This is a genomic window from Microbacterium sediminis, from assembly GCF_004564075.1.
Classification (GTDB): Bacteria; Actinomycetota; Actinomycetes; order Actinomycetales; family Microbacteriaceae; genus Microbacterium; species Microbacterium sediminis.
Window position 1 is genome coordinate 2,152,560 of sequence record NZ_CP038256.1, and the last position, 20,673, is coordinate 2,173,232.

The window sequence follows — 20,673 nt, forward strand, 5'->3', positions numbered from 1 at the left end:
CCACCGCGGAACGCGGGGGCGCCTTTCTCGTACCCGATGGGATCAGAGCGCCTCGAAGCGGTAGCCGAGACCGCGCACGGTGACGAGCATGACCGGCTCGCTCGGGTGCTCCTCGATGCGCGAGCGGATGCGCTTGATGTGCACGTCGAGCGTCTTGGTGTCGCCGAAGTAGTCGCTGCCCCAGACCCGGTCGATGAGCTGACCGCGGGTGAGCACGCGGCCGGCGTTGCGCATGAGCACCTCGAGCAGCTCGAACTCCTTCAGCGGCATGCTGATCGGCTCGCCGTCGACCGCGACCGTGTGGCGATCGATGTCGAGGGTCACCCGGCCGCCCTGCAGCACACGCTCCTCCAGCTCGGCCTCGTCCTGCTGCGCGCGGCGCAGCACCGCGCGCATGCGGGCCAGCAGCTCGCGCGCGGAGTACGGCTTGGTCACGTAGTCGTCGGCGCCCAGCTCCAGGCCCACGACGATGTCGATCTCGCTGTCCTTGGCGGTGAGCATGATGATCGGCACGCTCGAGGTGGTGCGCACCTGCCGGCAGACCTCGGTGCCCGGCATGCCGGGCAGCATGAGGTCGAGCAGCAGGATGTCGGCGCCTCGCTCGCGGAACGCGATCAGGGCCGCGTCACCGTCTTCGGCGATCTCGACGTCGAACCCCTCTCTGCGCAGCAGGTACGCGAGCGGGTCGGCGAGGTCGGGTTCGTCTTCGACGAGGAGCACGCGGGTCATGCTTTCTCCTTCTTGAGGGAACGGGCCGCCTTGCGGGCGGAGCTCTTGGGGCGACGCTCGGGCTCGCGCACGGGCGCCTCGATGCGGGGCAGGCGGATGGTGAAGGTCGAGCCGCGATCGGGCTGCGACCAGAGCTTGACCTCGCCGCCGTGGCGGTAGACCGCGTGCTTCACGATCGACAGGCCCAGGCCGGTGCCGCCGGTGCGGCGGGAGCGGGCCTGATCGGCGCGGTAGAAGCGCTCGAAGACGCGCTCCTGGTCGGCCTCCGAGATGCCGATCCCCTGGTCGGTGACCGCGATGTCGACGGCCTCGCCGTCGCCGCGCACGCCGATCCCGACGCGGGAGTTTCGGGGCGAGTAGGCGATCGCGTTGGCGATGAGGTTGCCGACCGCCTCGATGAGGATCTGCGCGTCGCCGCGCACGTACAGCCCGCGATCGCCGCCGCGGACGAGCTCGACGCCCTCCGAGTCGGCCTGGACGGCGTTCGACTCGATCGCGGCGGTGACGACCTCGTCGATCGCCACGTCGCCGAAGGTGGTCAGCTCGTCGGTCGCCTGCAGGCGCGAGAGGTGCATGATGCGACCCGTGAGCTGCCCCAGCCGCTCGGCCTCCGCCGAGATGCGCGAGGCGAACCGGCGCACCTCCTCGGGCTCGTCGGCGGCCGTGTCGATCGCCTCCGCCAGCAGCGTGATGGCGCCCACCGGCGTCTTCAGCTCGTGGCTCGTGTTCGAGATGAAGTCCTGGCGCATCTGCTGCAGCCGCTCCTGCTCGGTGAGGTCGCGCGCGATGAGCAGGAACCACCGCTCGGTCAGGCGCGAGATCCGGGCGGAGATGAGCCGCTCCTGGCCCTTGAGCTTGCCGGTCGGCAGGCGCATCGACTCGTGGGCGGTGCCCGCTCCCCGGGCCACCTTGAGCAGGTCGCGCAGCCCGGGGTACTCGAGCGGGCGGCCCGGCACGAAGCCGAGCGAGTCGGCCGCGTGCGAGATCTCGAGCACGGTGCCGGAGGAGTCGACGACGGCGGCGGGCTCGTCGAGGGCGGCGAGCACGGCGCTCACCCCCGTCGGCAGCGCGTCGCTGTTCTCGCGCAGGATCCGCTCGCGCGCGCGCACGGCGACGACCAGCAGGAGGGTGATGCCGACCCCGATGAGCGCCCCCAGGAGCAGGGCGAGCAGCACGAGCTGCGTGGAGTCCATGCCATCAGCGTAGAACGGCCCGGATCGTGCCGTTCACCGGATGTGCACCTTCTCGGGGATGCGCGGACGAGTGTTCCGAGCCGCGTCACCATCCGTTAACCTTCGCTGACCAGACTCGAGCCGACCGCGTGCACGAGTATCGTTGCGCGCGCAGATGCATGCGCCCATGAAAGGTCACCCACCGATGCGCGAAGTCTTCCACCAGTCGCTTGAAGAGGTGCAGTCCCGGCTCGTCGAGATCAGCGAGCTCGTCACCGTCGCGATCGACAAGGCCACCAAGGCCTTCGGCACGAGCGATGTCGCCCTAGCCGAGGAGGTCATCGCCGGCGACTCGGTGATCGACGAGAAGTCGGTCGAGCTCGACGAGCTCGCCATCGAGATCCTCGCGATGCAGCAGCCGGTCGCCCGCGACCTGCGCATCGTCGTCGCGGCACTGCGCACGAGCGCGTCGCTCGAGCGCATGGGCGATCTCGCCGAGCACATCGCCCAGCTCGCGCGCATGCGCTACCCGGAGCGCGCCATCCCAAAGGGCTTCAAGAGCACCTTCGAGCAGATGGGCAAGCAGGACGTCGAGATCGCCCGCCAGCTCACCGAGCTGCTGCGCACGCAGGACGTCGCGATCGCCGATGCGATCCGCAACGCCGACGACGAGGTCGACGAGCTGCACGCCTCGGTCTTCGAGAAGGTGCTCGGCGCGCAGACCGCCGCCGACGCCGCGGCCGTCGTCGACGCGACCCTCGCCAGCCGCTACCACGAGCGCTTCGCCGACCACGCGGTGGGCGTGGCCAAGAAGATGGTCTACCTCGCGACCGGCGACTGGATCGGCCCGGGCGAGTCCGAGCACTGATCCCCGCTCACGCGAAAGGCGCCGCTCCCCCTGACGGGAGCGGCGCCTTCTGCGTGTGGCCTTACTTCTTGCCCTGCGCGGCGACCGCGGCGGCGCCGGCGGCGGCGGCCTCGGGGTCGAGGTAGCGGCCGGGACCGGTGGGGCGCATGTCGTCGTCGAGCTCGTAGACGAGCGGGATGCCGGTGGGGATGTTCAGCCCCGCGATGTCGTCGTCGCTGATCCCGTCGAGGTGCTTCACGAGCGCGCGCAGCGAGTTGCCGTGGGCGGCGACCATGACCGTCTTGCCGGAGCGGAGGTCGGGCACGATCTCGGCCTCCCAGTACGGCAGCAGGCGGTCGATCACGAGCTTGAGCGACTCGGTCTGCGGCAGCTCGCCGTCGATGCCGACGTAGCGGGGGTCATCGGTCTGGGCGTACTCGTTGCCCGGGTCGATCGCGGGCGGCGGCACGTCGAACGAGCGGCGCCAGGTCATGAACTGCTCCTCGCCGAACTCGTCGCGGATCTGTGCCTTGTCCTTGCCCTGCAGGGCGCCGTAGTGACGCTCGTTGAGACGCCACGAGCGGGTGACGGGGATCCACAGGCGGTCGGCCGCGTCGAGGGCGATGTCGGCGGTCTGGATCGCGCGGCTGAGCACGGAGGTGTGCAGGATGTCCGGCAGCACGCCCTGCTCCCGCAGCAGCTCGCCGCCCCGCTTGGCCTCCGCCTTGCCCGTCTCGGTCAGGCGGACGTCCACCCACCCGGTGAAGAGGTTCTTCTCGTTCCATTCGCTCTGCCCGTGGCGGAGCAGGATCAGCGTGTGCGTCATGCTGCCCATGCTAGAGCGGATCGCGCGCGCGATTGTCGGCATCCTCTCGATCGGGCGCGAGAGGATGAAGGCATGCAGGGCGGGCGCGCGGGTCGAGTCGTCGGCCGCCCCACCCGAGGCACCACCGGCACGAATCGCCTGCGCCGCGTGGACCGCTGGATCGCACAGCTGCCGGCCCTGCGCGCGGCCCGCGATCCGCTCGTCGTCGACCTCGGCTTCGGCGCGAACGGGGTCACCACCCTCGAGCTCGAGGACCGCCTGCGCCGCGCGCGGCCGGGCGTGGACGTGCTCGGGCTCGAGATCGATCCCGATCGCGTCGAGGTGGCCGACGCGCAGCTGGCGGCGGTGCGCCGGGCCGAGCTGCGCTTCTCGCCGGAGGCGCGTGTGTCGTTCGCGCGGGGCGGGTTCGAGGTCCCGTCGCCGCGCCGGCCCACGGTGATCCGCGCCTTCAACGTGCTGCGGCAGTACGACGAGGCCGACGTGCCGGACGCGTGGGCCCGCATGTGCGCGCGGCTCGCCCCCGGCGGCGTGCTCGTCGAGGGCACGTGCGACGAGATCGGGCGCGTGTCGTCGTGGATCGACGTCGACGCCGATGCCCGGCCGCTGCGCTTCACCATCTCACTGCGGCTGCGGGGACTCGAGCGCCCGTCGATCGTGGCCGAGCGCCTGCCGAAGGCGCTCATCCACCGCAACGTGCCGGGCGAGCGGGTGCACGCCTGGCTCACCGCCCTCGACGACGAGTGGGAGCGCGCCGCCGGGCACGCCGTCTGGGGCCCGGAGCAGCGGTGGCTGGCGATGATCGCCGCCCTGCGAGCCGCGGGATGGCCGATCGAGGGCGGACGCACGCGCTGGCGCCTGGGCGAGCTGACCGTGCCGTGGAGCGCCGTCGCGCCCCTTCCGGCCTGAAGGTATGAGAAACGGCGGCTTCGCGCCGTCAGAACCGCCAGATCTCATACCTTTCGGGACTCCTGGCGGCGGATCGCCGCGCGCACCCGCGCGACGATCCGGGCCTCCGAGGTGACGGGATCGCGGAAGTCGGCGGCCGTGAACCGCACGATGTCCCACCCGAGATCGCGCAGCCATTCGCCCTTGGCGATGTCGCGCTCGAACTGCCTCTGCGCGCGGTGCCCGGCTCCGTCGTACTCGATCCCCACCCGCACTCGCGGGTACGCGAGATCGAGGCAGGCGACGAACGCGCCGTCGGGCGCGACGACGTCGTAATCAAGGCTCGGCTCCGGCAAGCCGCCGTCCACCAGAACCAGCCGCACCCGCGTCTCGGAGGGGGACGATGCGCCCGTGCGCGCCCGGTCCAGCGCCCGACGCAGCCTCTCGGCCCCTCGGCGCCGGCCGATCGCCGCCGCCAGCTGCTCCCGGGTCGCGAAGGCGGGTCGCTCGGGCGGCCGGAATCCGCCCGGGTGCCGCGGGATGCGCAGCAGGTGGTCGGCCGCGACGACGAGGTCCCGCTCCGACAGCCGGGCGCCGAGCATCGCCCAGGTCGACACGGGATCGGTGACCCGGAGCCCGTCGACCTCGACGACGGGCGCGAGCGCCGGATCGATGTGGATGCCGCGCACGTTCGCCCGTCGCACCACCGAGCGCGGCTTGTGGACGGCGACTACGAGCGGGGCCAGATCGGGTGGCCCGGCGGAGCCGCGTTCGCGCGGGAGCGAATGAGAGAACGCCGGCAGGGGGATGCCGTGGATCACCGCGGCGGTCACCCCCGCGAAGAAGGCGTGCGGCGCCAGGACGGTCGCGAGCTCGCGCGCCCGTGCGAGCACCCGCTCCCGCTCCCGCGCCGCCGGCGGAAGCTCCTCGCCCGGAGCCGCGGCGCTGAGCGAGCGCGCGCCGTGCGCGGTCGAGATCAGGTCCGCGCCGCGCAGCCGAGCGCGGCTCACCCCCTCCGCGCGGGCGTGCGCGACCGCGAAGCTCTGGCCCAAGCCGGGCGGCAGCTCGCCTCTGGTCCGCATGCCCGGAGTCTGCCCAACCCGCGCTCGCCCCGGCGCGAACTCTCCACAGCCGCCGAAAGGTATGAGAAACGGTGGTTATCCGGGATCGAAACCGCCAGATCTCATACCTTTGCGGAACGTCGCGGGTCGCGGCGCACCGGGTCAGACGCGGGGGATCGCGCGGGCGGCGTCGGCGCGCGGCTCGCCGGCGGCCACGAGCAGGTCGACCACGAGCGGGCGCAGCGAGGCGACGACGTTCTGATCGCCCAGGCGTGCCCGCGGCAGCAGCGCCGCGGGGTCGAGCGTCGCCGCGATCGCCCGCAGCGCCTCGCGCGCCTCGGGCTCGCGGCCGGCGTCCTCGGCCGCCGCGGCCACGAGCGCGGCGGACCGCTGCACCCCAGCCACGACGTCGGCGAGCTCCGGCCGCTCCTCGCCGTCGTCGACGGCGTAGTGCACGCGCCGCGCGACGACCCGCAGATTGCGGGCGGCGAGGTCCATGGCGTCCTGCATGCGGGCGAGCCGGGCGAGCTCCTGCCTGCGGCCCTGCAGGAACGGCGACATGCGCGAGATCGCCTGACCCGACTCGATCGCCGCCGCCCACACCTGCATCGGACCGTGCAGATCGCGCGCCCGCGACAGCCCGCGCTCGGCGCGCAGCCGATCGCCCCGCCGCAGCCCCTGCGCCACCCGCGCGATCGCGTGGTCGAACTCGTCGAACACCGTTCGGGCGTCGCGCAGCACGGCGCGCATCGGATTGCGCGGCAGCAGCGCGGTCACGAGCAGCGCGAACGCGCCGCCGATCGCGCCGTCCAGCAGCCGCTCGCCCGGGAAGTCGCCGATCGGGAGCATGAACGCGATCGCCGTCTGCACGGCCGCCGAGATGGGGAACTGCGGCGACGGCGAGAGGAACCGCGCCACGGTGAGCGTGATCGCCATCGCCACGGCCAGCTGCCACCACCCGGGCCGGGTGACCAGCAGCAGCACCTCGGCGATCGCGATGCCGGTGAGCATGCCCGCCACCGTCTGCAGCACCTTCGACGGCCGCGCGTCGCGCAGCAGCCCCAGGCTCGAGATCGTCACGGTCGCGGCCAGCAGCGGCCGCTCGTGCCCCAGCACGACCCGCGCCACCACGAACGCGAGCGTCACCGCCACGACGATCTGCACGATCGCCACCCACGAGTCGCGCAGCCGCAGCAGGCCGACGCGGGGGCGGTACCCGGCGTGCCACTTCGCGGGCACCACCTGGGTGAGCGGATCGGTCTCAGGCACGACTCGAGGCTATCGCCGCCCGGTCGGGCACGTGTCAGCGGTCGGTCGCGAGCGGCCGGCGCGACAGGCGCGTGAGGCGCGGCACCTCGGCGGTCGCCCCGGCGTCGGCCGGCACGATGATCTCCTGCGCCGCCGCGATGCGGGTGCCGCCGGCCTCGACCTCGAGCGCGGCGTCGCCCGGCGTGCGGCGCGAGACGAGCGCGAGGGCGATCGGGCCGAGCTCGTGGTGCAGCGCCGACGAGGTGACGTGACCGGCCTCGGCGTCGCCCGCGAGCACCGGCGCACCGGGCTCGGGCAGCACGCTGTCGGAGCCGTCGAGGTGCAGCATCACGAGGCGGCGCGGCGGGTGCCCGAGGTTGTGCACCTTCGCCACCGTCTCCTGTCCGCGGTAGCAGCCCTTGTTGAGGTGGACGGCCGAGCGCAGCCAGTCGGCCTCGTGCGGGATCGCGCGGTCGTCGACCTCGCGGCTCCACCGTGGGCGCCACGCTGCCACGCGCAGGGCGTCGGCCGCGATCGTGCCGGCCAGCGGCAGCGCGCGCACCTGCTCGGCCGCGTCGCGGGGCACGAGCGCCTCGCTCCATGCGCGCTCGGCGCCGGGGTGGGCGGGTGCGACGGCGTACTGCCAGCCGCCCGGGGTCACCGACGCCCACGGATCGGTCCACACGATCACCGACCGCGCGCGGACGGCCTCCTCGGCCGCTCCTCCCGGCACCTCGCCGACGACGAGCAGGTCGTCGCGCACGGCGACCTCCACGCGCGAGCGGAAGCGCATCATCGTGAGCCACTTCGCCAGCGGCGCGACATCGCCCGCGTCGGCGATGAGCCACGTCGTCGCGCCGTCGTCCACGACGCCCGCGGCGTGCTCGATCCGGCCCTGCGGGTCGAGGATCAGCAGCTCGGTGCTCTCGCCCGGGGCGAGTGCGACGACCTGCTGCGAGGTGATCGAGTCGAGCCAGCTGAGCCGGTCCTCGCCCGAGACGGCCACGACGCCGCGGTCGCCCAGGGGCGCGGCGGCCTCGCCCCGCGCGAGTGCCCGCTGCTCGCGGATCGGGTCGCCGTAGTGGGTGCGCACCCACTCGGGCGCGCCCTCGCCGAGCCCGGCGCGCAGCGGGTCGGGGCGGTCTGCGGCGTCCATCAGTCGACCTTCGCCAGGCGCGCCGAGGCGTGCGAGCCGAGCTCGCGGCCGAGCGCGGCGATGTCCCACGCCCACAGCAGGTGGCCGTCGACGAGCCCGTACAGTCGGGTCGCCGCCGCGTAGGGCTTGGTGCTCGCCGAGCGCATCACGGCGTCGGTGCCCAGATCGATGCGCGGCCCCTTCACCTCGCCCACGTACAGCTCGCTGACGCCGTCGGAGTGGATCAGGGAGACCTCGATGTCGAATCCGCCCGTGGCGTTGCGCAGCGCCTCGACATCGTCGGCGGTGCGGGCCTCGCCGGTCTCGAGCGCCGGCAGCAGGCCCGGCCCGGCGTCGGTGGGCTGGGCGGGGCGCGCCAGGCGCCAGTAGCCGGTCTCCGCCGTCAGGCGCTGCGACGGCTTGTCGCCGTCGGCCGCGAGCCACGCGGTCGCGGAGTAGTTGAGGTAGCCGCCGCCGTCATGGCTGAAGCTCACGCGATGAGTGAACTCGCCTTCGTACTTCGTCTCGCCCACGGTGTAGTCGATGACGCCCGTGCCCTCCCAGACGCCGAGCAGCCAGGAGAGGGGAACGATGTCCGCGGGAAGGTCGGAGGGGATCTCGATCATGGTCCCTCCAGCGTATCCGCCGTGCGGGACCGCGGGCCCGGGAGCGAGCGTGCGGCCGTCGCGTCACCCGCGGCGGGAGGAAGCGCCTGCGGCGACCCTGCCGCGCGGACCGGCGTCAGATCAGCGCTGGCCGCGGAAGAGGTTGACGAGGACCGCGCCCGAGATGAACGCGATCGCCAGGCCGGCGAGGCCGAGCAGTCCGACGAAGAAGAGTTCGAGGGCGACGAGATCCATGGCATCAGCCTACTGGATGCCGCGCGGCGGGTTCAGGCGGCGATGGCCGCGAGGGCGAAGCCGAGGGAGATGAAGCCCATCAGCAGCAGCGCGCCGAGCACGGAGGCGGCGGTGCGGACGATGAATCCCTCGGCGCGGCCGTGCCAGAGGTTCACGGCGAACGCGACGAGAAGGCTCGCCCCGGCGCCGATCGCCATCCAGGCGAAGCGCTGATCGAAGGGAGCGAACACGCCCACCGCGATCGCGGCGAGCGCTCCGAAGGCCCACGTGATCGCGAACGCGACGACGGGCGAGCGCGGTGCGAGCTCGGGAGTCGACATGCGTTCATTGTCGCGCACTCGCCCTGCGAACGGCGTGCGGGTCGTCCGAGGGGCGGGCTCGGCCGTGTCACAGCGGCCTCTCAGCACGGCCTATTATGGGGTCCACGGTGCGGCCGCCCCCGCCGCCCGAAAGGACGTTCGCTTGGCACAGCTCCTCGTTTTGAGTTCCGCCCCCGGCGGCGGAGCGGTCCTGCCCGCCCTGGAACTCCTCAGCCACAAGGTGCGGCAGATCCCCGCCGAGCCGGCCCAGCTGGTGAACGCTCCGAGCGCGGACGCGATCTTCGTGGATGCGCGAGCCGATCTGGTCGGTGCGAAGTCGCTGTGCAAGATCCTCAACACGACCGGGCTCGACGCACCCCTGCTGCTCGTGGTCACCGAGGGAGGGCTCACGGCGGTGTCGACCGACTGGGGCATCGACGACGTCATCCTCTCCACGGCCGGCCCGGCCGAGGTCGATGCGCGCGTGCGACTGGCGCTCGGCCGCCAGAACGCCGAGCAGCCGTCGGGGCGCATCCAGACCTCCGGCATCACGATCGACGAGTCCTCGTACTCGGCCAAGGTGCACGGCAAGCCGCTCGACCTCACCTACAAGGAGTTCCAGCTGCTGCACTTCTTCGCCACGCACCCCTCGCGCGTGTTCACTCGCGAGCAGCTGCTCAGCGAGGTCTGGGGCTACGACTACTTCGGCGGCACCCGCACGGTCGACGTCCATGTGCGGCGCCTGCGCGCCAAGCTCGGCGACCTCGAGCAGCTGATCGGCACCGTGCGCAACGTGGGGTACCGCTTCAACGTGTACGAGGACGACCAGCTGCCGCCCTCGAAGGTCTCCACCTCGTAGGACCGGCCGATCCGCCGCGCGGAGCGGTTCCGTTCACCACTCCGAAACCCAGCGGTGTCAGGATGGGGGCATGCCCGACACCACCATCGTCGACACCGGCCTGGGCGACGCAGACGACGACTTCGACGGACTCATCGAGTTCGACGAGTCGGACCTCCCCGACGGCCGCTACATCGATCGCGAGCTGAGCTGGCTCGCGTTCAACCAGCGCGTGCTGGAGCTGGCGGAGGATCCGGACGTGCCCCTGCTGGAGCGCACGAACTTCCTCGCGATCTTCGCGAGCAACCTCGATGAGTTCTTCATGGTGCGCGTGGCCGGGCTCAAGCGCCGCATCGTGACGGGGCTGGCCGTGCCGAGCAACATCGGCACTCCCCCGGCCAAGGTGCTCGAGTCGATCAGCCTGAAGGCGCACGAGCTGCAGGAGCGGCACGCGGCCGTGTGGCATGAGCAGGTCAAGCCGGCGCTCGAGGACGAGGGCATCTCGATCGTCACCTGGAACGACCTCGACGGCCAGGAGAAGGCCGAGCTGTACGAGTACTTCCAGGCGCAGGTGTTCCCCGTCCTCATGCCGCTCGCGGTGGACCCGGCGCACCCGTTCCCCTACATCTCGGGCCTGTCGCTGAATCTCGCGATCCGCATCCGCAACGCCCGCACGGGCCGGCAGGAGTTCGCCCGCCTCAAGGTGCCGCCGATGCTGCCGCGTACGGTGCGCGTGCCCGAGAGCGATCCGCTCAGCGAGCGCGTGCGCGTGCTGCCGCTCGAGGACCTCATCAGCGAGAACCTGGGCGACCTGTTCCCCGGCATGGACGTGCTCGAGCACCACTCGTTCCGCCTCACCCGCAACGAGGACATGGTGATCGAGGAGGACGAGTCCGAGAACCTCATCCAGGCGCTCGAGGAGGAGCTGCTGCGGCGCCGCTTCGGCCCGCCGATCCGCCTCGAGATCACCGAGGACATGGACGACGTCACGCTGCGGCTGCTGCTGGACGAGCTCGACATCTCGGAGCAGGAGGTCTACCGCCTGCCGGCGCCGCTCGACCTGCGGGCGCTGTTCGACTTCGGCCGCATCGACCGCCCCGACCTGCGCTACAAGAAGCACGTGCCGGTCACGGCGCTCGCGCTGCAGCCCACCGACCCCGACTCGAAGCACGCGCGCGCCGACGTGTTCGCGGCGATCCGCAAGGGCGACGTGCTCGTGCACCACCCGTACGAGTCCTTCGCCACGAGCGTGCAGGCGTTCCTCGAGCAGGCCGCCCGCGACCCGCAGGTGCTCGCCATCAAGCAGACGCTGTACCGCACCTCGGGCGACAGCCCGGTGGTGAAGGCGCTCATCGACGCCGCCGAGAACGGCAAGCAGGTGCTCGCCCTCGTCGAGGTGAAGGCGCGCTTCGACGAGGCCAACAACATCGAGTGGGCGCGCCAGCTCGAGAAGGCCGGCGTGCACGTGGTCTACGGGCTCGTGGGCCTCAAGACGCACGCCAAGGCGGCGCTGGTCATCCGCCAGGAGAAGGGCCAGCTCGTCCACTACAGCCACGTGGGCACGGGCAACTACAACCCCAAGACGAGTCGCATCTACGAGGACTTCGGCCTGTTCACGTGCGACCCGGTGGTCGGGCTCGACCTCACGCGCCTGTTCAACGAGCTCAGCGGCTACGCGATCGAGAAGAAGTTCAAGCGCCTGCTCGTGGCGCCGTTGCACCTGCGCAAGGGCCTGCTGCGGCTCATCGACCGGGAGCGCCGTCACGCGGCGGCGGGCAAGCCCGCGCGGGTGCGCATCAAGGTGAACTCGATGGTCGACGAGGAGATCATCGACGCGCTCTACCGCGCGAGCCAGGCGGGCGTGCAGGTCGAGGTGTGGGTGCGCGGCATCTGCAGCCTGCGAGTGGACCTGCCCGGCATCAGCGACAACATCAAGGTGCGCAGCGTGCTCGGCCGCTACCTGGAGCACTCGCGGATCTTCGCGTTCGACAACGACGGCTCCCCCGAGGTCTACATCGGCAGCGCCGACATGATGCACCGCAACCTGGATCGGCGCGTGGAGGCGCTCGTCAAGATCGCCTCCCCCAAGCACATCCGCGAGCTCATGTCGTTCTTCGATCTGGCCATGGACGACGGCACGGCCACGTGGCACCTGGGCGTCGACGGCATCTGGGAGCGCCACCACCTCGACGCGAACGGCCGGCAGCTCATCGACCTGCAGGACCGGACGATGAACCTCGTGAGGCGGCGGCGTCAGCCGAGGGCGGCGCGGTGACCGACCGCACCGTCTACGCCGCCGGAGGCGTGCTCTGGCGTGTGGCGGACGGGCGCCTGCGCATCGCGCTGGTGCACCGCACCAAGTACCGCGACGTGACGCTGCCCAAGGGCAAGATCGAGCCGGGCGAGATGCTCGCCGAGACCGCCGTGCGCGAGGTGCACGAGGAGACGGGCATCCGGGCCTCGCTCGGGGTGCCGCTGGGGGTCTCGCACTACCACCTGCCCAACGGCCGCGAGAAGATCGTGCACTACTGGGCGATGCGGGCGAAGGATCGCGCGATCCGCGAGAGCAGCTTCGTGCCCAACAAGGAGATCGCCGCGGTCGAGTGGATCGGCCCCAAGCAGGCGCTCGCCCGGCTCAGCTATCCGGTGGATCAGGAGATCCTCGAGTCGTTCCTCACGCTGTTCGACGACGGGGTGCGGGCGACGTTCCCCATCGTGGCCCTGCGCCACGGCAAGGCGGTCGCGCGGGGCGACTGGGACCGGGCCGACTACCTGCGGCCGCTGCATCCCAAGGGGCGCGATCAGTCCCAGGCCATCGTGGGCGCGATGCGCGCGTTCGGCGTGAAGAAGATCGTCTCGAGCACGGCCACGCGCTGCGTGCAGACCGTCACCCCGCTGTCGCGGGCGATCGGCGAGAAGATCGTCGAGTCCGAGCTGCTCAGCCAGGATGCGTGGGACGACCAGCTCGCCGACGTGCGACCGATCGTGGGCAAGCGGGTCGCCTCGGGCAAGCCGGCCGTGATCTGCACGCATCGGCCGGTGCTGCCGTCGGTGCTCGACGAGCTGGCGCTCGCCACGGGCACCATCCGCACCTCGGCGATCTCCGAGGCGGCCGACCTGAGCCCCGGCTCGTTCTCGGTCGTGCACATCAGCGCCGACAACCCCGGATCCGGGATCGCGGCGATCGAGACCCACGCGCCGGCGGTCTGACGCGATCGCCCCTCAGGCGCCGAGGAACTCGATCAGCGCCGCCTTCGACAGCCGCGAGTAACCGGACCGTCCCGTGGAGCGGGCCCGCTCGCGCAGCTGCGAGACCGTGAGGGCCGACAGCTCGTCGACCACCGGCGGTGCGGGGTCAGTCGCGGGCGCGGTCGCGCCGCCCCCGGCGCGGCGGCGGGTGGGGGCGGTGCCCGACGCGGCGGCGGTGCCCGACCCGGTCGAGCGCGTGCCGGCCTTCCGCGAGCCGGTCGGACGCGAGCCGGTCGAGCGCGAGCCGGTCGAGCGCGTCGCGCTCCGTCGGGCGGCCACCGACGCGGCGGCCGGCGTGCCGACCGGGGCCGCCGCGTTCTGCGGCGCGTCCTTCGGCAGCTCGCGGATCGCCGCCAGCGCCTCGGCCTCGACCCCGGCGGGCTTCGAGGCCTTCGGGGCCGTGCCCGCGTCGGACCTCTTCGCCGCCTTCTTGGCCGTCTTGACGACCTTCTCGAGCGCGTCGACGGCGTCCTCGGCCCGGGCGCGCACGCGCTTGGGATGCTTGCCGACCTTCTTCTTCGAGGTGCCGGCGACCTCCGTGGCGGCGTCGCCCAGCTTCGTGACCTTCTTCGCCTGCTTCGGCGGCAGATCCTTCGCGACCTTCGTCGCCTTCTTCGCGGCCCGCGCCGCCTCGTCGAGAGCCTCGAGGGCCTTGCGCTCCGCCTTGGTGGTCTTCGCCATGGCTCCGAGCTTAGGATCGGGACCGCCCTCGCGGCAGGGGGACGCGTCACGAATGTCACACTCCGATCACGCCCACAGCAGGCGCCCAGGCTTGTTCACCTTCCGTTCACCTGCCGGGCGCAGTCTCTTAAGAGCGCCGCCCTACCGTCTCGGTGTGCCCCGAAGTCCCGAAGGGGCGTCCCCTTGATCACCGATCGAACGGATACACAGTGAAGATCACCCGTTTCTCGAGCGTCGCCGCCCTCGGCGCGGTCGCCGCTCTCTCGCTCGTCGGCTGCGCCGCAAACGAGCCCGCCCCCGGTGGCGGCGACGAGTCGAGCGCCCCGTCGGAGTCGACCCTCAGCGGCACGATCGAGGCGACCGGTGCGTCGTCGCAGGAGACCGCGCAGAGCGCGTGGGTCGCCGGCTTCCAGACCCTCAACTCCGGCGCCACGGTGAACTACACCTCGACCGGCTCGGGCCCCGGCCGCGACAACTTCGTCGCCGGCTCGTCGGACTTCATCGGCTCGGACCGCGCGTTCAACGCCGACGAGCTCGCCGCGGGCGAGTTCGGCTCCTGCGCTACCTCGTCGATCGTGGAGATCCCCGTCTACATCTCCCCCGTCGCGGTCGCCTTCAACCTCGAGGGCGTCGACGAGCTGAAGCTCGACGGTGCGACCATCGCGGGCATCTTCGCCGGCGAGATCACCAACTGGAACGACCCGGCGATCGCCGACCAGAACCCCGACGTGACCCTGCCCGACCAGCCGATCGTGCCGGTGCACCGCGCCGACGACTCGGGCACGCAGGAGACCTTCACCAACTACCTCTCGTCGGTCGCCCCCGACGTGTGGACGTGGGAGGCCGACGGCGTGTGGCCGTCCGACCTCGGCGGCGAGGCCGCTGACGGCACCTCGGGCGTCGTGAGCGCCATCTCGGAGGGCTCGGGCTACATCGGCTTCGCCGACGCCTCGCAGGCCGGCGAGCTCGGCCAGGTGGCCGTCGAGGTCCAGGGCGAGTACGTCGAGTACTCGGCCGAGGCCGCCTCGGCCCTCGTCGCCGCCTCGCCGCTCGAGGAGGGCCGCGAGCCCCAGGACCTCGCCTTCGCCGTCGACCCGGCCGCCGCGCCGGCCGGCTCGTACCCGATCGCCCTGGTGAGCTACCTCATCGGCTGCGTCGAGTACGAGGACGCCGAGGTCGCCCCGCTGGTCAAGGCGTACTTCGAGTACGTCGCCTCGGAGGAGGGCCAGGAGGCCTCGGTCGAGGTCGCCGGCAACGCCCCGATCTCGGAGGAGCTGCGCACGCAGATCATGACCGCGATCGACGCGATCGTCACCGAGTAATCGACTGATCGATCAACGCAACGGTGCCCCCGCGCTCCCCGATGTGGGATCCTCCCCTGAGGGAGAGCGCGGGGGCACCGACGCGAGATAACTCCACACCCCTCACCCGACTGCGAGCATCCGAGGAGCCGCTCCGATGACCACGACCACGACGGGCCGCGACAGCGCCCCTTCGTCCGCGCCGGCCAAGCCCGTGCTGCGCCCCGGGGACCGCATCTTCTCCGGGACCGCGCTCGCCGCGGGCATCATCATCCTCGCGACCCTCGGGCTCGTCGCGCTGTTCCTCATCGTGCAGTCGATCCCGGCGTTCAAGTCGGACACGTCGCACAACAACATCCTCGACGGCCAGTCGTTCCTCACCTGGGTGTGGCCGTTCGTCTTCGGCACGCTGTGGGCCAGCGCGATCGCCCTCGTCGTGGCCGCGCCGATCGCCATCGGCATCGCGCTGTTCATCTCGCACTACTCCCCGCGGCGCCTGGCGGGCGTGCTGGGCTACATCATCGACCTGCTCGCGGCGGTGCCCTCGGTGGTCTTCGGCCTCTGGGGCGCGCTCACCTTCGCGCCGATGCTCGTGCCGTTCTACCACTGGCTCAACGAGTACCTCGGCTGGATCCCGATCTTCTCCGGCACCCCGACCGGTACCGGCAAGACGATCCTCACCGCCTCGCTCGTGCTCGCGGTGATGATCCTGCCGATCATGACCGCCATCTGCCGCGAGGTGTTCCTGCAGACGCCCAAGCTCCACGAGGAGGCCGCGCTCGCGCTCGGCGCCACCCGCTGGGAGATGGTGCGCATGGCCGTGCTGCCCTTCGCCCGCAGCGGCATCGTCTCGGGCGCCATGCTCGGCCTCGGCCGCGCGCTCGGCGAGACGATGGCCGTCACGCTGGTGCTCTCGCCGCTGGGCGTGGTGACCTTCAACCTGCTGAACCCGGAGAACCCGACCACCATCCCCGCGATCATCGCGCTGCGGTTCCCCGAGGCGCACGACGAGGGCGTGAGCACGCTCGTCGCCGCGGGTCTGATCCTGTTCATCGTGACGTTCGCGGTCAACTTCATCGCCCGCTGGATCGTCAACCGCCGTGCCGAGTTCTCGGGAGCCAACTGACATGACCACCGTCGCCACGCCTCCGACGCGCACCGCCTCGCGCCCCGCCACGCTCACGGCCGGTCACCTGCCCGCCTGGGCGCCCTGGGCGCTCCTGGCCGGCTCCATCGCGGTCGCGGCCGTCGTCTTCACGCTGCTCAACCTGGGCGGCGACCCGGCCGACTTCAACATCGCCATGACGCTCGTCGTCGGCCTCGTGATCTACATGGTGCTGATCGTGTCGGTGTCGTCGCTCGTCGAGAGCCGCCGCCACGCGATCGACCGCCTCATGACCGCGCTGGTCTCGACGGCGTTCGTCATCGCCCTGCTGCCCCTCGTCTCGCTCCTGTTCACGGTGGTCGTCAACGGCCTGCAGCGCTTCGACCCGGAGTTCTTCAGCTTCTCGATGCGCAACGTCGTCGGCGAGGGCGGCGGCGCCGTGCACGCCATCTGGGGCACGGTGCTGATCACCCTCACGGCGACGATCATCTCGGTGCCGATCGGCCTGATGACCTCGATCTACCTCGTCGAGTACGGCCAGGGCAAGAAGCTGGCCCGCGGCATCACCTTCCTCGTCGACGTGATGACGGGCATCCCCTCGATCGTCGCCGGTCTGTTCATCTACTCGGTGTTCGCGGTGATCGTCGGCCCCGGCACGCGCCTGGGCATCATGGGCTCGCTCGCCCTCTCGGTGCTGATGATCCCGGTCGTCGTCCGCGGTTCCGAGGAGCTGCTGCGCATCGTCCCGAACGAGCTGCGCGAGGCCGCCTTCGCGCTCGGCGTGCCCAAGTGGCTCACGATCGTGAAGGTGGTGCTGCCGACCGCGATCGCCGGCATCACGACGAGCATCATGCTCGCCGTCGCGCGCGTCATCGGCGAGACCGCGCCGCTGCTCATCACGGTGGGCATGGTGCAGGGCCTGAACACCAACCTCTTCAGCGGCCAGATGGCGACCCTGCCGGTGTTCGCCTACATGCAGGCGAAGTACCCGGGCCAGCCGCCGGAGGCGTTCACCGAGCGCGCCTGGGCCGCGGCGCTCACGCTGATCCTGATCGTGATGGTGCTGAACCTCCTGGCCCGTCTGATCGCGAAGATCTTCGCCCCCAAGATGACCGGCCGCTGACCCGCGCCACCCGAGCTTCCCGCGAGAGAGAGAACCACGAGAGTGTCCAAGAGCATCGAAGTCAACGACCTCAACGTCTACTACGGCGACTTTCTCGCCGTCGAGGGCGTCTCGATCGACATCCAGCCCCGCACCGTGACGGCGTTCATCGGCCCGTCGGGCTGCGGCAAGTCCACCTTCCTGCGCACCCTCAACCGCATGCACGAGGTCATCCCCGGCGCGCGCGTCGAGGGCGAGGTGCTGATCGACGGCAAGAACCTCTACGGCGCCGGCGTCGACCCGGTGCTCGTGCGTCGCCAGGTCGGCATGGTGTTCCAGCGCCCCAACCCGTTCCCCACGATGTCGATCAAGGAGAACGTGCTCGCGGGCGTCACCCTCAACAACCGCCGCATGCCCAAGAGCGAGCAGGACGACCTCGTCGAGAAGTCGCTGCGCGGCGCGAACCTCTGGAACGAGGTCAAGGACCGCCTCGACAAGCCCGGTTCGGGCCTCTCGGGCGGTCAGCAGCAGCGCCTCTGCATCGCCCGCGCGATCGCCGTCTCGCCCGACGTGATCCTCATGGACGAGCCGTGCTCGGCGCTCGACCCGATCTCGACCTTCGCGATCGAGGAGCTCATCTCGGAGCTCAAGAACGAGTACACCGTCGTGATCGTCACGCACAACATGCAGCAGGCGTCGCGCGTGAGCGACAAGACCGCGTTCTTCAACATCGCGGGCACCGGCAAGCCGGGCAAGCTCATCGAGTACGACGACACCACGAAGATCTTCACGACGCCGTCCGTGCAGGCGACCGAGGACTACGTCTCCGGCCGCTTCGGGTGATCCGGCCCTGCCTCAGTCCCGCGGGCTGAGCAGGTAGGCGTTGAGGGCGGCCGTGAGGTCCCGATCCACCGGGAGCTCACGGCCGTCGACGTGTGTCAGGGCGGCGGCGAGCCGGGTGCTCGAGACGAGCCAGGCCGCATCGGCGTCGTACAGCGCCGCCGTGGGGATGTGCTCATAGCCGGTGGGGTGGCCGTTCTCCTCGAGCCAGTCGAACGCGCTCAGCTGCGTGGTTCCCTGCAGCAGCCCGCCGGTCGGCTCGGGCGTGAGGAACGTGTCGCCGCGGCGGAGGATGAGGGTCGCCGTCGGCGCCTCGAGCACGTAGCCGTCGCTCGTGACGAAGATCGCGTCGTCGGCGCCGCGGCGTCGCGCCTCGCGCAGCGCCGCCATGTTCACGGCGTACGACAGCGTCTTGGCGCCCAGGAGCAGCCACGGGGCGCGGGCCGCCGCACCGCTGTCGTAGCCGCGATCGAGAGTGACGACCTTGATGCCGTTCTCGCGCGCGGCCGTGTTGTCGGGCGCCTGCGCCGCCGTGAGCCAGATCGTGGGCCCGTGGATCCCCTGCCCGGGGCCGCCGTGCTGCACGCCGCGGCTCAGGAGCAGGCGGATGGTGCACTCCCCCGGCGGGCACTGCGCCGCGGCCGCCTCGACGGCGGCGCGCAGCTGCGCGGTGTGGGGCTCGGGCAGGTCGGACAGCCGCGCCGAGTGCGCGAGCCGCTGCAGGTGGGCTCCCGTCTCCTGGGGGTGGCCGTCGACCACCGCGATCGACTCGAAGATGCCGTCGCCGCGGTTGGAGCTCAGATCGCTCACGCTGAGCGCGGGAGCATCGGGATCGATCGGCGAGATCGTGCCGGCGAAGTCCGTGCGCGGATCGTCTGCGGGGATCGGGTCGATGAGGAACGCGAGGCGGAACGTCATGTCACGAGCCTACGACCGCGCGCGCCCCGGACAGCGTGAAGCCGGACCGCAGAAACGCCTCTCGGCGCGAGGCCGCTCGTAGCGGCAGAAGTTGGAGCCCGGGGTTTGCTGCGGCCCGGCCGTTCCAGTCTAACGGCGCGGTGTCCCGGAGTATTCCGAGCGATCGAGTTCGCGCCGTGCTCTCGACTCGCTGCGCTCGCTCGAGCCGTCTCCGCTCGCTTCGCTCGGTCGACGAGCCCGCAGGGTCGCACCCCTGATGCGCGACAAGCACCGCGGCTCGTCGACCGGAGGCGCGAAGCGCCGAAGCGGAGACGCGGGCCCCTGGAGTGGAGGCTCCGCGCGTCGCGAATGCGACGTGTGGAGGAACGACAGGGCCGAGCGCAGCGGCGCAGCCGCGGAGTCGAGGCCTGGGCCTCGGGCGGGCAACAGTCAGTCGAAGAAGGCGGCGGCCGCGCGGGCGGTGTAGGCGGCGTCGTCGAGGTCGCCGACGGCGTTGACGTGGCCGACCTTGCGCCCCGGCCGCGGTTCCTTGCCGTAGGTGTGGATCTTGGCCGAGGGGTGCTCGGCCGCGGCGGCGGCGATCCGGTCGGTCATCGCCTCGCCCTGCGGGCCGCCGAGGATGTTCACCATCACGGCCGCCTCGGCCACGGGCGACGGATCCCCCAGCGGCAGGTCGAGCACCGCGCGCAGGTGCTGCTCGAACTGGCTCGTGACGGCGCCGTCCTGCGTCCAGTGCCCGCTGTTGTGGGGGCGCATGGCGAGCTCGTTGACGAGGATCCGCTCGTCGGTCGTCTCGAACAGCTCGACGGCGAGCATGCCCGTCACGCCCAGGCCCTCGGCGATCTGCATCGCCAGGCGCGCGGCGACCTCGACGAGCCGCTCTGACGCGCGCGGCGCGGGCGCGAACACCTCGCTGCACACGCCGTCGCGCTGCACCGTCTCGACCACCGGGTACGGCACCATCTCGCCCGAGGGGCGCCGCGCCACCTGCTGCGCGAGCTCCCGGCGGAACGAGACGAGTTCCTCGACGAGGATCGGCTCCCCGGCGAAGTCCGCGAACCAGTCGTCGGCCTCGTCGGCGCTCGCCACCACGCGCACGCCCTTGCCGTCGTAGCCGCCGCGCGGGGTCTTTACGACCGCGCGGCCGCCGTGGTCATCCAGGAAGGCCTGCAGCTGCGCCGCATCGTGCACCGCCGCCCAGTCGGGCTGGGGCGCGCCGATCTCGGCCAGGCGCGCGCGCATCACGAGCTTGTCCTGCGCGAACCGCAGCGCGTCGGGACCGGGGTGGACCGCGACGCCCGCGTCGACGAGGGCGCGCAGCACCGGCTGCGGCACGTGCTCGTGGTCGAAGGTGATGACGTCGACATCGCGCGCGAAGGCGAGCACGGTCTCGGCGTCGCGGTAGTCGCCCACGGCCGTCGCCGCCAGGCTCGCGGACATTCCCTCGGCCTCCGCGAGCACGCGGATGTCGATCCCGAGCTCGACCGCGGGAGCGATCATCATCCGGGCGAGCTGGCCCCCGCCGATCACGCCGACACGCAGCGACATGTGGTTCCTCCGATCGTCGCCGTCCATCC

20 protein-coding genes are annotated in these 20,673 nt (G+C 71.6%); 9 read left to right on the forward strand and 11 right to left on the reverse strand.

Going from position 1 to position 20,673, the window contains the following annotated elements; all coding sequences use genetic code 11:
- Window positions 1–42: 42 nt before the first annotated feature.
- Together E3O41_RS10250 and E3O41_RS10255 are read right to left on the reverse strand one after the other, a co-directional pair.
- Window positions 43–729 carry a response regulator transcription factor gene (locus E3O41_RS10250; protein ID WP_067027886.1) on the reverse strand — a complete coding sequence of 229 codons (687 nt, stop codon included), beginning with the start codon at window positions 727–729 and terminating at the stop codon, window positions 43–45.
- Window positions 726–1,922: a sensor histidine kinase gene (locus E3O41_RS10255; protein WP_067027882.1), complete on the reverse strand. Its 1,197-nt coding sequence runs from the start codon at window positions 1,920–1,922 to the stop codon at window positions 726–728. The genes E3O41_RS10250 and E3O41_RS10255 overlap by 4 nt, the downstream gene beginning before the upstream one ends.
- Before the next feature lie 184 nt (window positions 1,923–2,106).
- On the opposite strand from E3O41_RS10255, the gene phoU reads away from it, so the two are divergent.
- Window positions 2,107–2,769, forward strand: a complete 663-nt coding sequence (gene phoU, locus E3O41_RS10260; protein ID WP_067027880.1) for a phosphate signaling complex protein PhoU — start codon at window positions 2,107–2,109, stop codon at window positions 2,767–2,769.
- 61 nt (window positions 2,770–2,830) lie between these two features.
- Here the strand turns inward: phoU and E3O41_RS10265 are convergent, their stop codons facing one another.
- On the reverse strand, window positions 2,831–3,583 hold the full coding sequence (locus E3O41_RS10265; protein WP_420845471.1) for a phosphoglyceromutase: 753 nt from the start codon (window positions 3,581–3,583) through the stop codon (window positions 2,831–2,833).
- Window positions 3,584–3,646: 63 nt separating this feature from the next.
- On the opposite strand from E3O41_RS10265, the gene E3O41_RS10270 reads away from it, so the two are divergent.
- Window positions 3,647–4,480: a class I SAM-dependent methyltransferase gene (locus E3O41_RS10270; protein ID WP_067027876.1), complete on the forward strand. Its 834-nt coding sequence runs from the start codon at window positions 3,647–3,649 to the stop codon at window positions 4,478–4,480.
- 44 nt (window positions 4,481–4,524) lie between these two features.
- Here the strand turns inward: E3O41_RS10270 and E3O41_RS10275 are convergent, their stop codons facing one another.
- The 5 genes from E3O41_RS10275 to E3O41_RS10295 all read right to left on the reverse strand — a co-directional run bounded on the left by E3O41_RS10275 (window position 4,525) and on the right by E3O41_RS10295 (window position 9,083).
- A complete protein-coding gene (locus tag E3O41_RS10275) occupies window positions 4,525–5,541 on the reverse strand; it encodes an endonuclease domain-containing protein (protein ID WP_083991044.1) in 1,017 nt (338 codons plus the stop codon).
- A 141-nt stretch (window positions 5,542–5,682) separates the two neighbouring features.
- Window positions 5,683–6,789 (reverse strand): FUSC family protein, encoded by a 1,107-nt coding sequence (locus E3O41_RS10280; RefSeq protein WP_173849915.1) that lies wholly within the window; start codon window positions 6,787–6,789, stop codon window positions 5,683–5,685.
- Window positions 6,790–6,823: 34 nt separating this feature from the next.
- Window positions 6,824–7,924, reverse strand: coding sequence for a CAF17-like 4Fe-4S cluster assembly/insertion protein YgfZ (gene ygfZ, locus E3O41_RS10285; protein ID WP_083991043.1), 1,101 nt, complete (start codon window positions 7,922–7,924; stop codon window positions 6,824–6,826).
- The gene (locus E3O41_RS10290) at window positions 7,924–8,529 is read right to left on the reverse strand and encodes a nitrobindin family protein (RefSeq protein WP_067027874.1); all 606 of its coding nucleotides are present in this window, start codon (window positions 8,527–8,529) and stop codon (window positions 7,924–7,926) included. Before E3O41_RS10290 ends, ygfZ begins: the two co-directional genes overlap by 1 nt.
- 266 nt (window positions 8,530–8,795) lie before the next feature.
- On the reverse strand, window positions 8,796–9,083 hold the full coding sequence (locus E3O41_RS10295; protein ID WP_067027873.1) for a hypothetical protein: 288 nt from the start codon (window positions 9,081–9,083) through the stop codon (window positions 8,796–8,798).
- Window positions 9,084–9,225: 142 nt separating this feature from the next.
- Between E3O41_RS10295 and E3O41_RS10300 the strand changes: the two genes are divergently transcribed.
- From E3O41_RS10300 to E3O41_RS10310, 3 genes are all read left to right on the forward strand, one after another.
- Window positions 9,226–9,921 carry a response regulator transcription factor gene (locus E3O41_RS10300; RefSeq protein WP_067027871.1) on the forward strand — a complete coding sequence of 232 codons (696 nt, stop codon included), beginning with the start codon at window positions 9,226–9,228 and terminating at the stop codon, window positions 9,919–9,921.
- A gap of 70 nt (window positions 9,922–9,991) precedes the next feature.
- Window positions 9,992–12,175, forward strand: a complete 2,184-nt coding sequence (locus E3O41_RS10305; RefSeq protein ID WP_067027869.1) for an RNA degradosome polyphosphate kinase — start codon at window positions 9,992–9,994, stop codon at window positions 12,173–12,175.
- On the forward strand, window positions 12,172–13,110 hold the full coding sequence (locus E3O41_RS10310) for an NUDIX hydrolase (protein ID WP_135012351.1): 939 nt from the start codon (window positions 12,172–12,174) through the stop codon (window positions 13,108–13,110). The genes E3O41_RS10305 and E3O41_RS10310 overlap by 4 nt, the downstream gene beginning before the upstream one ends.
- 12 nt (window positions 13,111–13,122) lie before the next feature.
- Here E3O41_RS10310 and E3O41_RS10315 read toward each other — a convergent pair whose 3' ends face one another.
- On the reverse strand, window positions 13,123–13,830 hold the full coding sequence (locus E3O41_RS10315) for a hypothetical protein (RefSeq protein WP_067027866.1): 708 nt from the start codon (window positions 13,828–13,830) through the stop codon (window positions 13,123–13,125).
- Window positions 13,831–14,039: 209 nt separating this feature from the next.
- Here E3O41_RS10315 and pstS point away from each other — a divergent pair, with 209 nt between their 5' ends.
- From pstS to pstB, 4 genes are all read left to right on the forward strand, one after another.
- Window positions 14,040–15,152 (forward strand): phosphate ABC transporter substrate-binding protein PstS, encoded by a 1,113-nt coding sequence (pstS, locus tag E3O41_RS10320; protein WP_067027864.1) that lies wholly within the window; start codon window positions 14,040–14,042, stop codon window positions 15,150–15,152.
- A gap of 136 nt (window positions 15,153–15,288) precedes the next feature.
- A complete protein-coding gene (pstC, locus tag E3O41_RS10325; RefSeq protein ID WP_067027858.1) occupies window positions 15,289–16,257 on the forward strand; it encodes a phosphate ABC transporter permease subunit PstC in 969 nt (322 codons plus the stop codon).
- A gap of 1 nt (window position 16,258) precedes the next feature.
- Window positions 16,259–17,359: a phosphate ABC transporter permease PstA gene (gene pstA, locus E3O41_RS10330; RefSeq protein ID WP_135012353.1), complete on the forward strand. Its 1,101-nt coding sequence runs from the start codon at window positions 16,259–16,261 to the stop codon at window positions 17,357–17,359.
- Between the two features lie 42 nt (window positions 17,360–17,401).
- The gene (gene pstB / locus E3O41_RS10335) at window positions 17,402–18,181 is read left to right on the forward strand and encodes a phosphate ABC transporter ATP-binding protein PstB (protein WP_067027854.1); all 780 of its coding nucleotides are present in this window, start codon (window positions 17,402–17,404) and stop codon (window positions 18,179–18,181) included.
- A 12-nt stretch (window positions 18,182–18,193) separates the two neighbouring features.
- On the opposite strand, the gene E3O41_RS10340 is transcribed toward pstB, so the two are convergent.
- Window positions 18,194–19,096 (reverse strand): aminodeoxychorismate lyase, encoded by a 903-nt coding sequence (locus E3O41_RS10340; protein WP_067027852.1) that lies wholly within the window; start codon window positions 19,094–19,096, stop codon window positions 18,194–18,196.
- A gap of 429 nt (window positions 19,097–19,525) precedes the next feature.
- Window positions 19,526–20,644 carry a 5-(carboxyamino)imidazole ribonucleotide synthase gene (locus E3O41_RS10345; RefSeq protein ID WP_135012355.1) on the reverse strand — a complete coding sequence of 373 codons (1,119 nt, stop codon included), beginning with the start codon at window positions 20,642–20,644 and terminating at the stop codon, window positions 19,526–19,528.
- Between the last annotated feature and the right edge of the window lie 29 nt (window positions 20,645–20,673).

Bases quoted from the DNA above. Each gene is read 5' to 3' on its own strand.
- E3O41_RS10250 (WP_067027886.1), bottom strand. From the start codon at position 729: ATGACCCGCGTGCTCCTCGTCGAAGACGAACCCGACCTCGCCGACCCG.
- E3O41_RS10255 (WP_067027882.1), bottom strand. From the start codon at position 1,922: ATGGACTCCACGCAGCTCGTGCTGCTCGCCCTGCTCCTGGGGGCGCTC.
- phoU (WP_067027880.1), top strand. From the start codon at position 2,107: ATGCGCGAAGTCTTCCACCAGTCGCTTGAAGAGGTGCAGTCCCGGCTC.
- E3O41_RS10265 (WP_420845471.1), bottom strand. From the start codon at position 3,583: ATGGGCAGCATGACGCACACGCTGATCCTGCTCCGCCACGGGCAGAGC.
- E3O41_RS10270 (WP_067027876.1), top strand. From the start codon at position 3,647: ATGCAGGGCGGGCGCGCGGGTCGAGTCGTCGGCCGCCCCACCCGAGGC.
- E3O41_RS10275 (WP_083991044.1), bottom strand. From the start codon at position 5,541: ATGCGGACCAGAGGCGAGCTGCCGCCCGGCTTGGGCCAGAGCTTCGCG.
- ygfZ (WP_083991043.1), bottom strand. From the start codon at position 7,924: ATGGACGCCGCAGACCGCCCCGACCCGCTGCGCGCCGGGCTCGGCGAG.
- E3O41_RS10290 (WP_067027874.1), bottom strand. From the start codon at position 8,529: ATGATCGAGATCCCCTCCGACCTTCCCGCGGACATCGTTCCCCTCTCC.
- E3O41_RS10295 (WP_067027873.1), bottom strand. From the start codon at position 9,083: ATGTCGACTCCCGAGCTCGCACCGCGCTCGCCCGTCGTCGCGTTCGCG.
- E3O41_RS10305 (WP_067027869.1), top strand. From the start codon at position 9,992: ATGCCCGACACCACCATCGTCGACACCGGCCTGGGCGACGCAGACGAC.
- E3O41_RS10315 (WP_067027866.1), bottom strand. From the start codon at position 13,830: ATGGCGAAGACCACCAAGGCGGAGCGCAAGGCCCTCGAGGCTCTCGAC.
- pstC (WP_067027858.1), top strand. From the start codon at position 15,289: ATGACCACGACCACGACGGGCCGCGACAGCGCCCCTTCGTCCGCGCCG.
- pstA (WP_135012353.1), top strand. From the start codon at position 16,259: ATGACCACCGTCGCCACGCCTCCGACGCGCACCGCCTCGCGCCCCGCC.
- E3O41_RS10340 (WP_067027852.1), bottom strand. From the start codon at position 19,096: ATGACGTTCCGCCTCGCGTTCCTCATCGACCCGATCCCCGCAGACGAT.
- E3O41_RS10345 (WP_135012355.1), bottom strand. From the start codon at position 20,644: ATGTCGCTGCGTGTCGGCGTGATCGGCGGGGGCCAGCTCGCCCGGATG.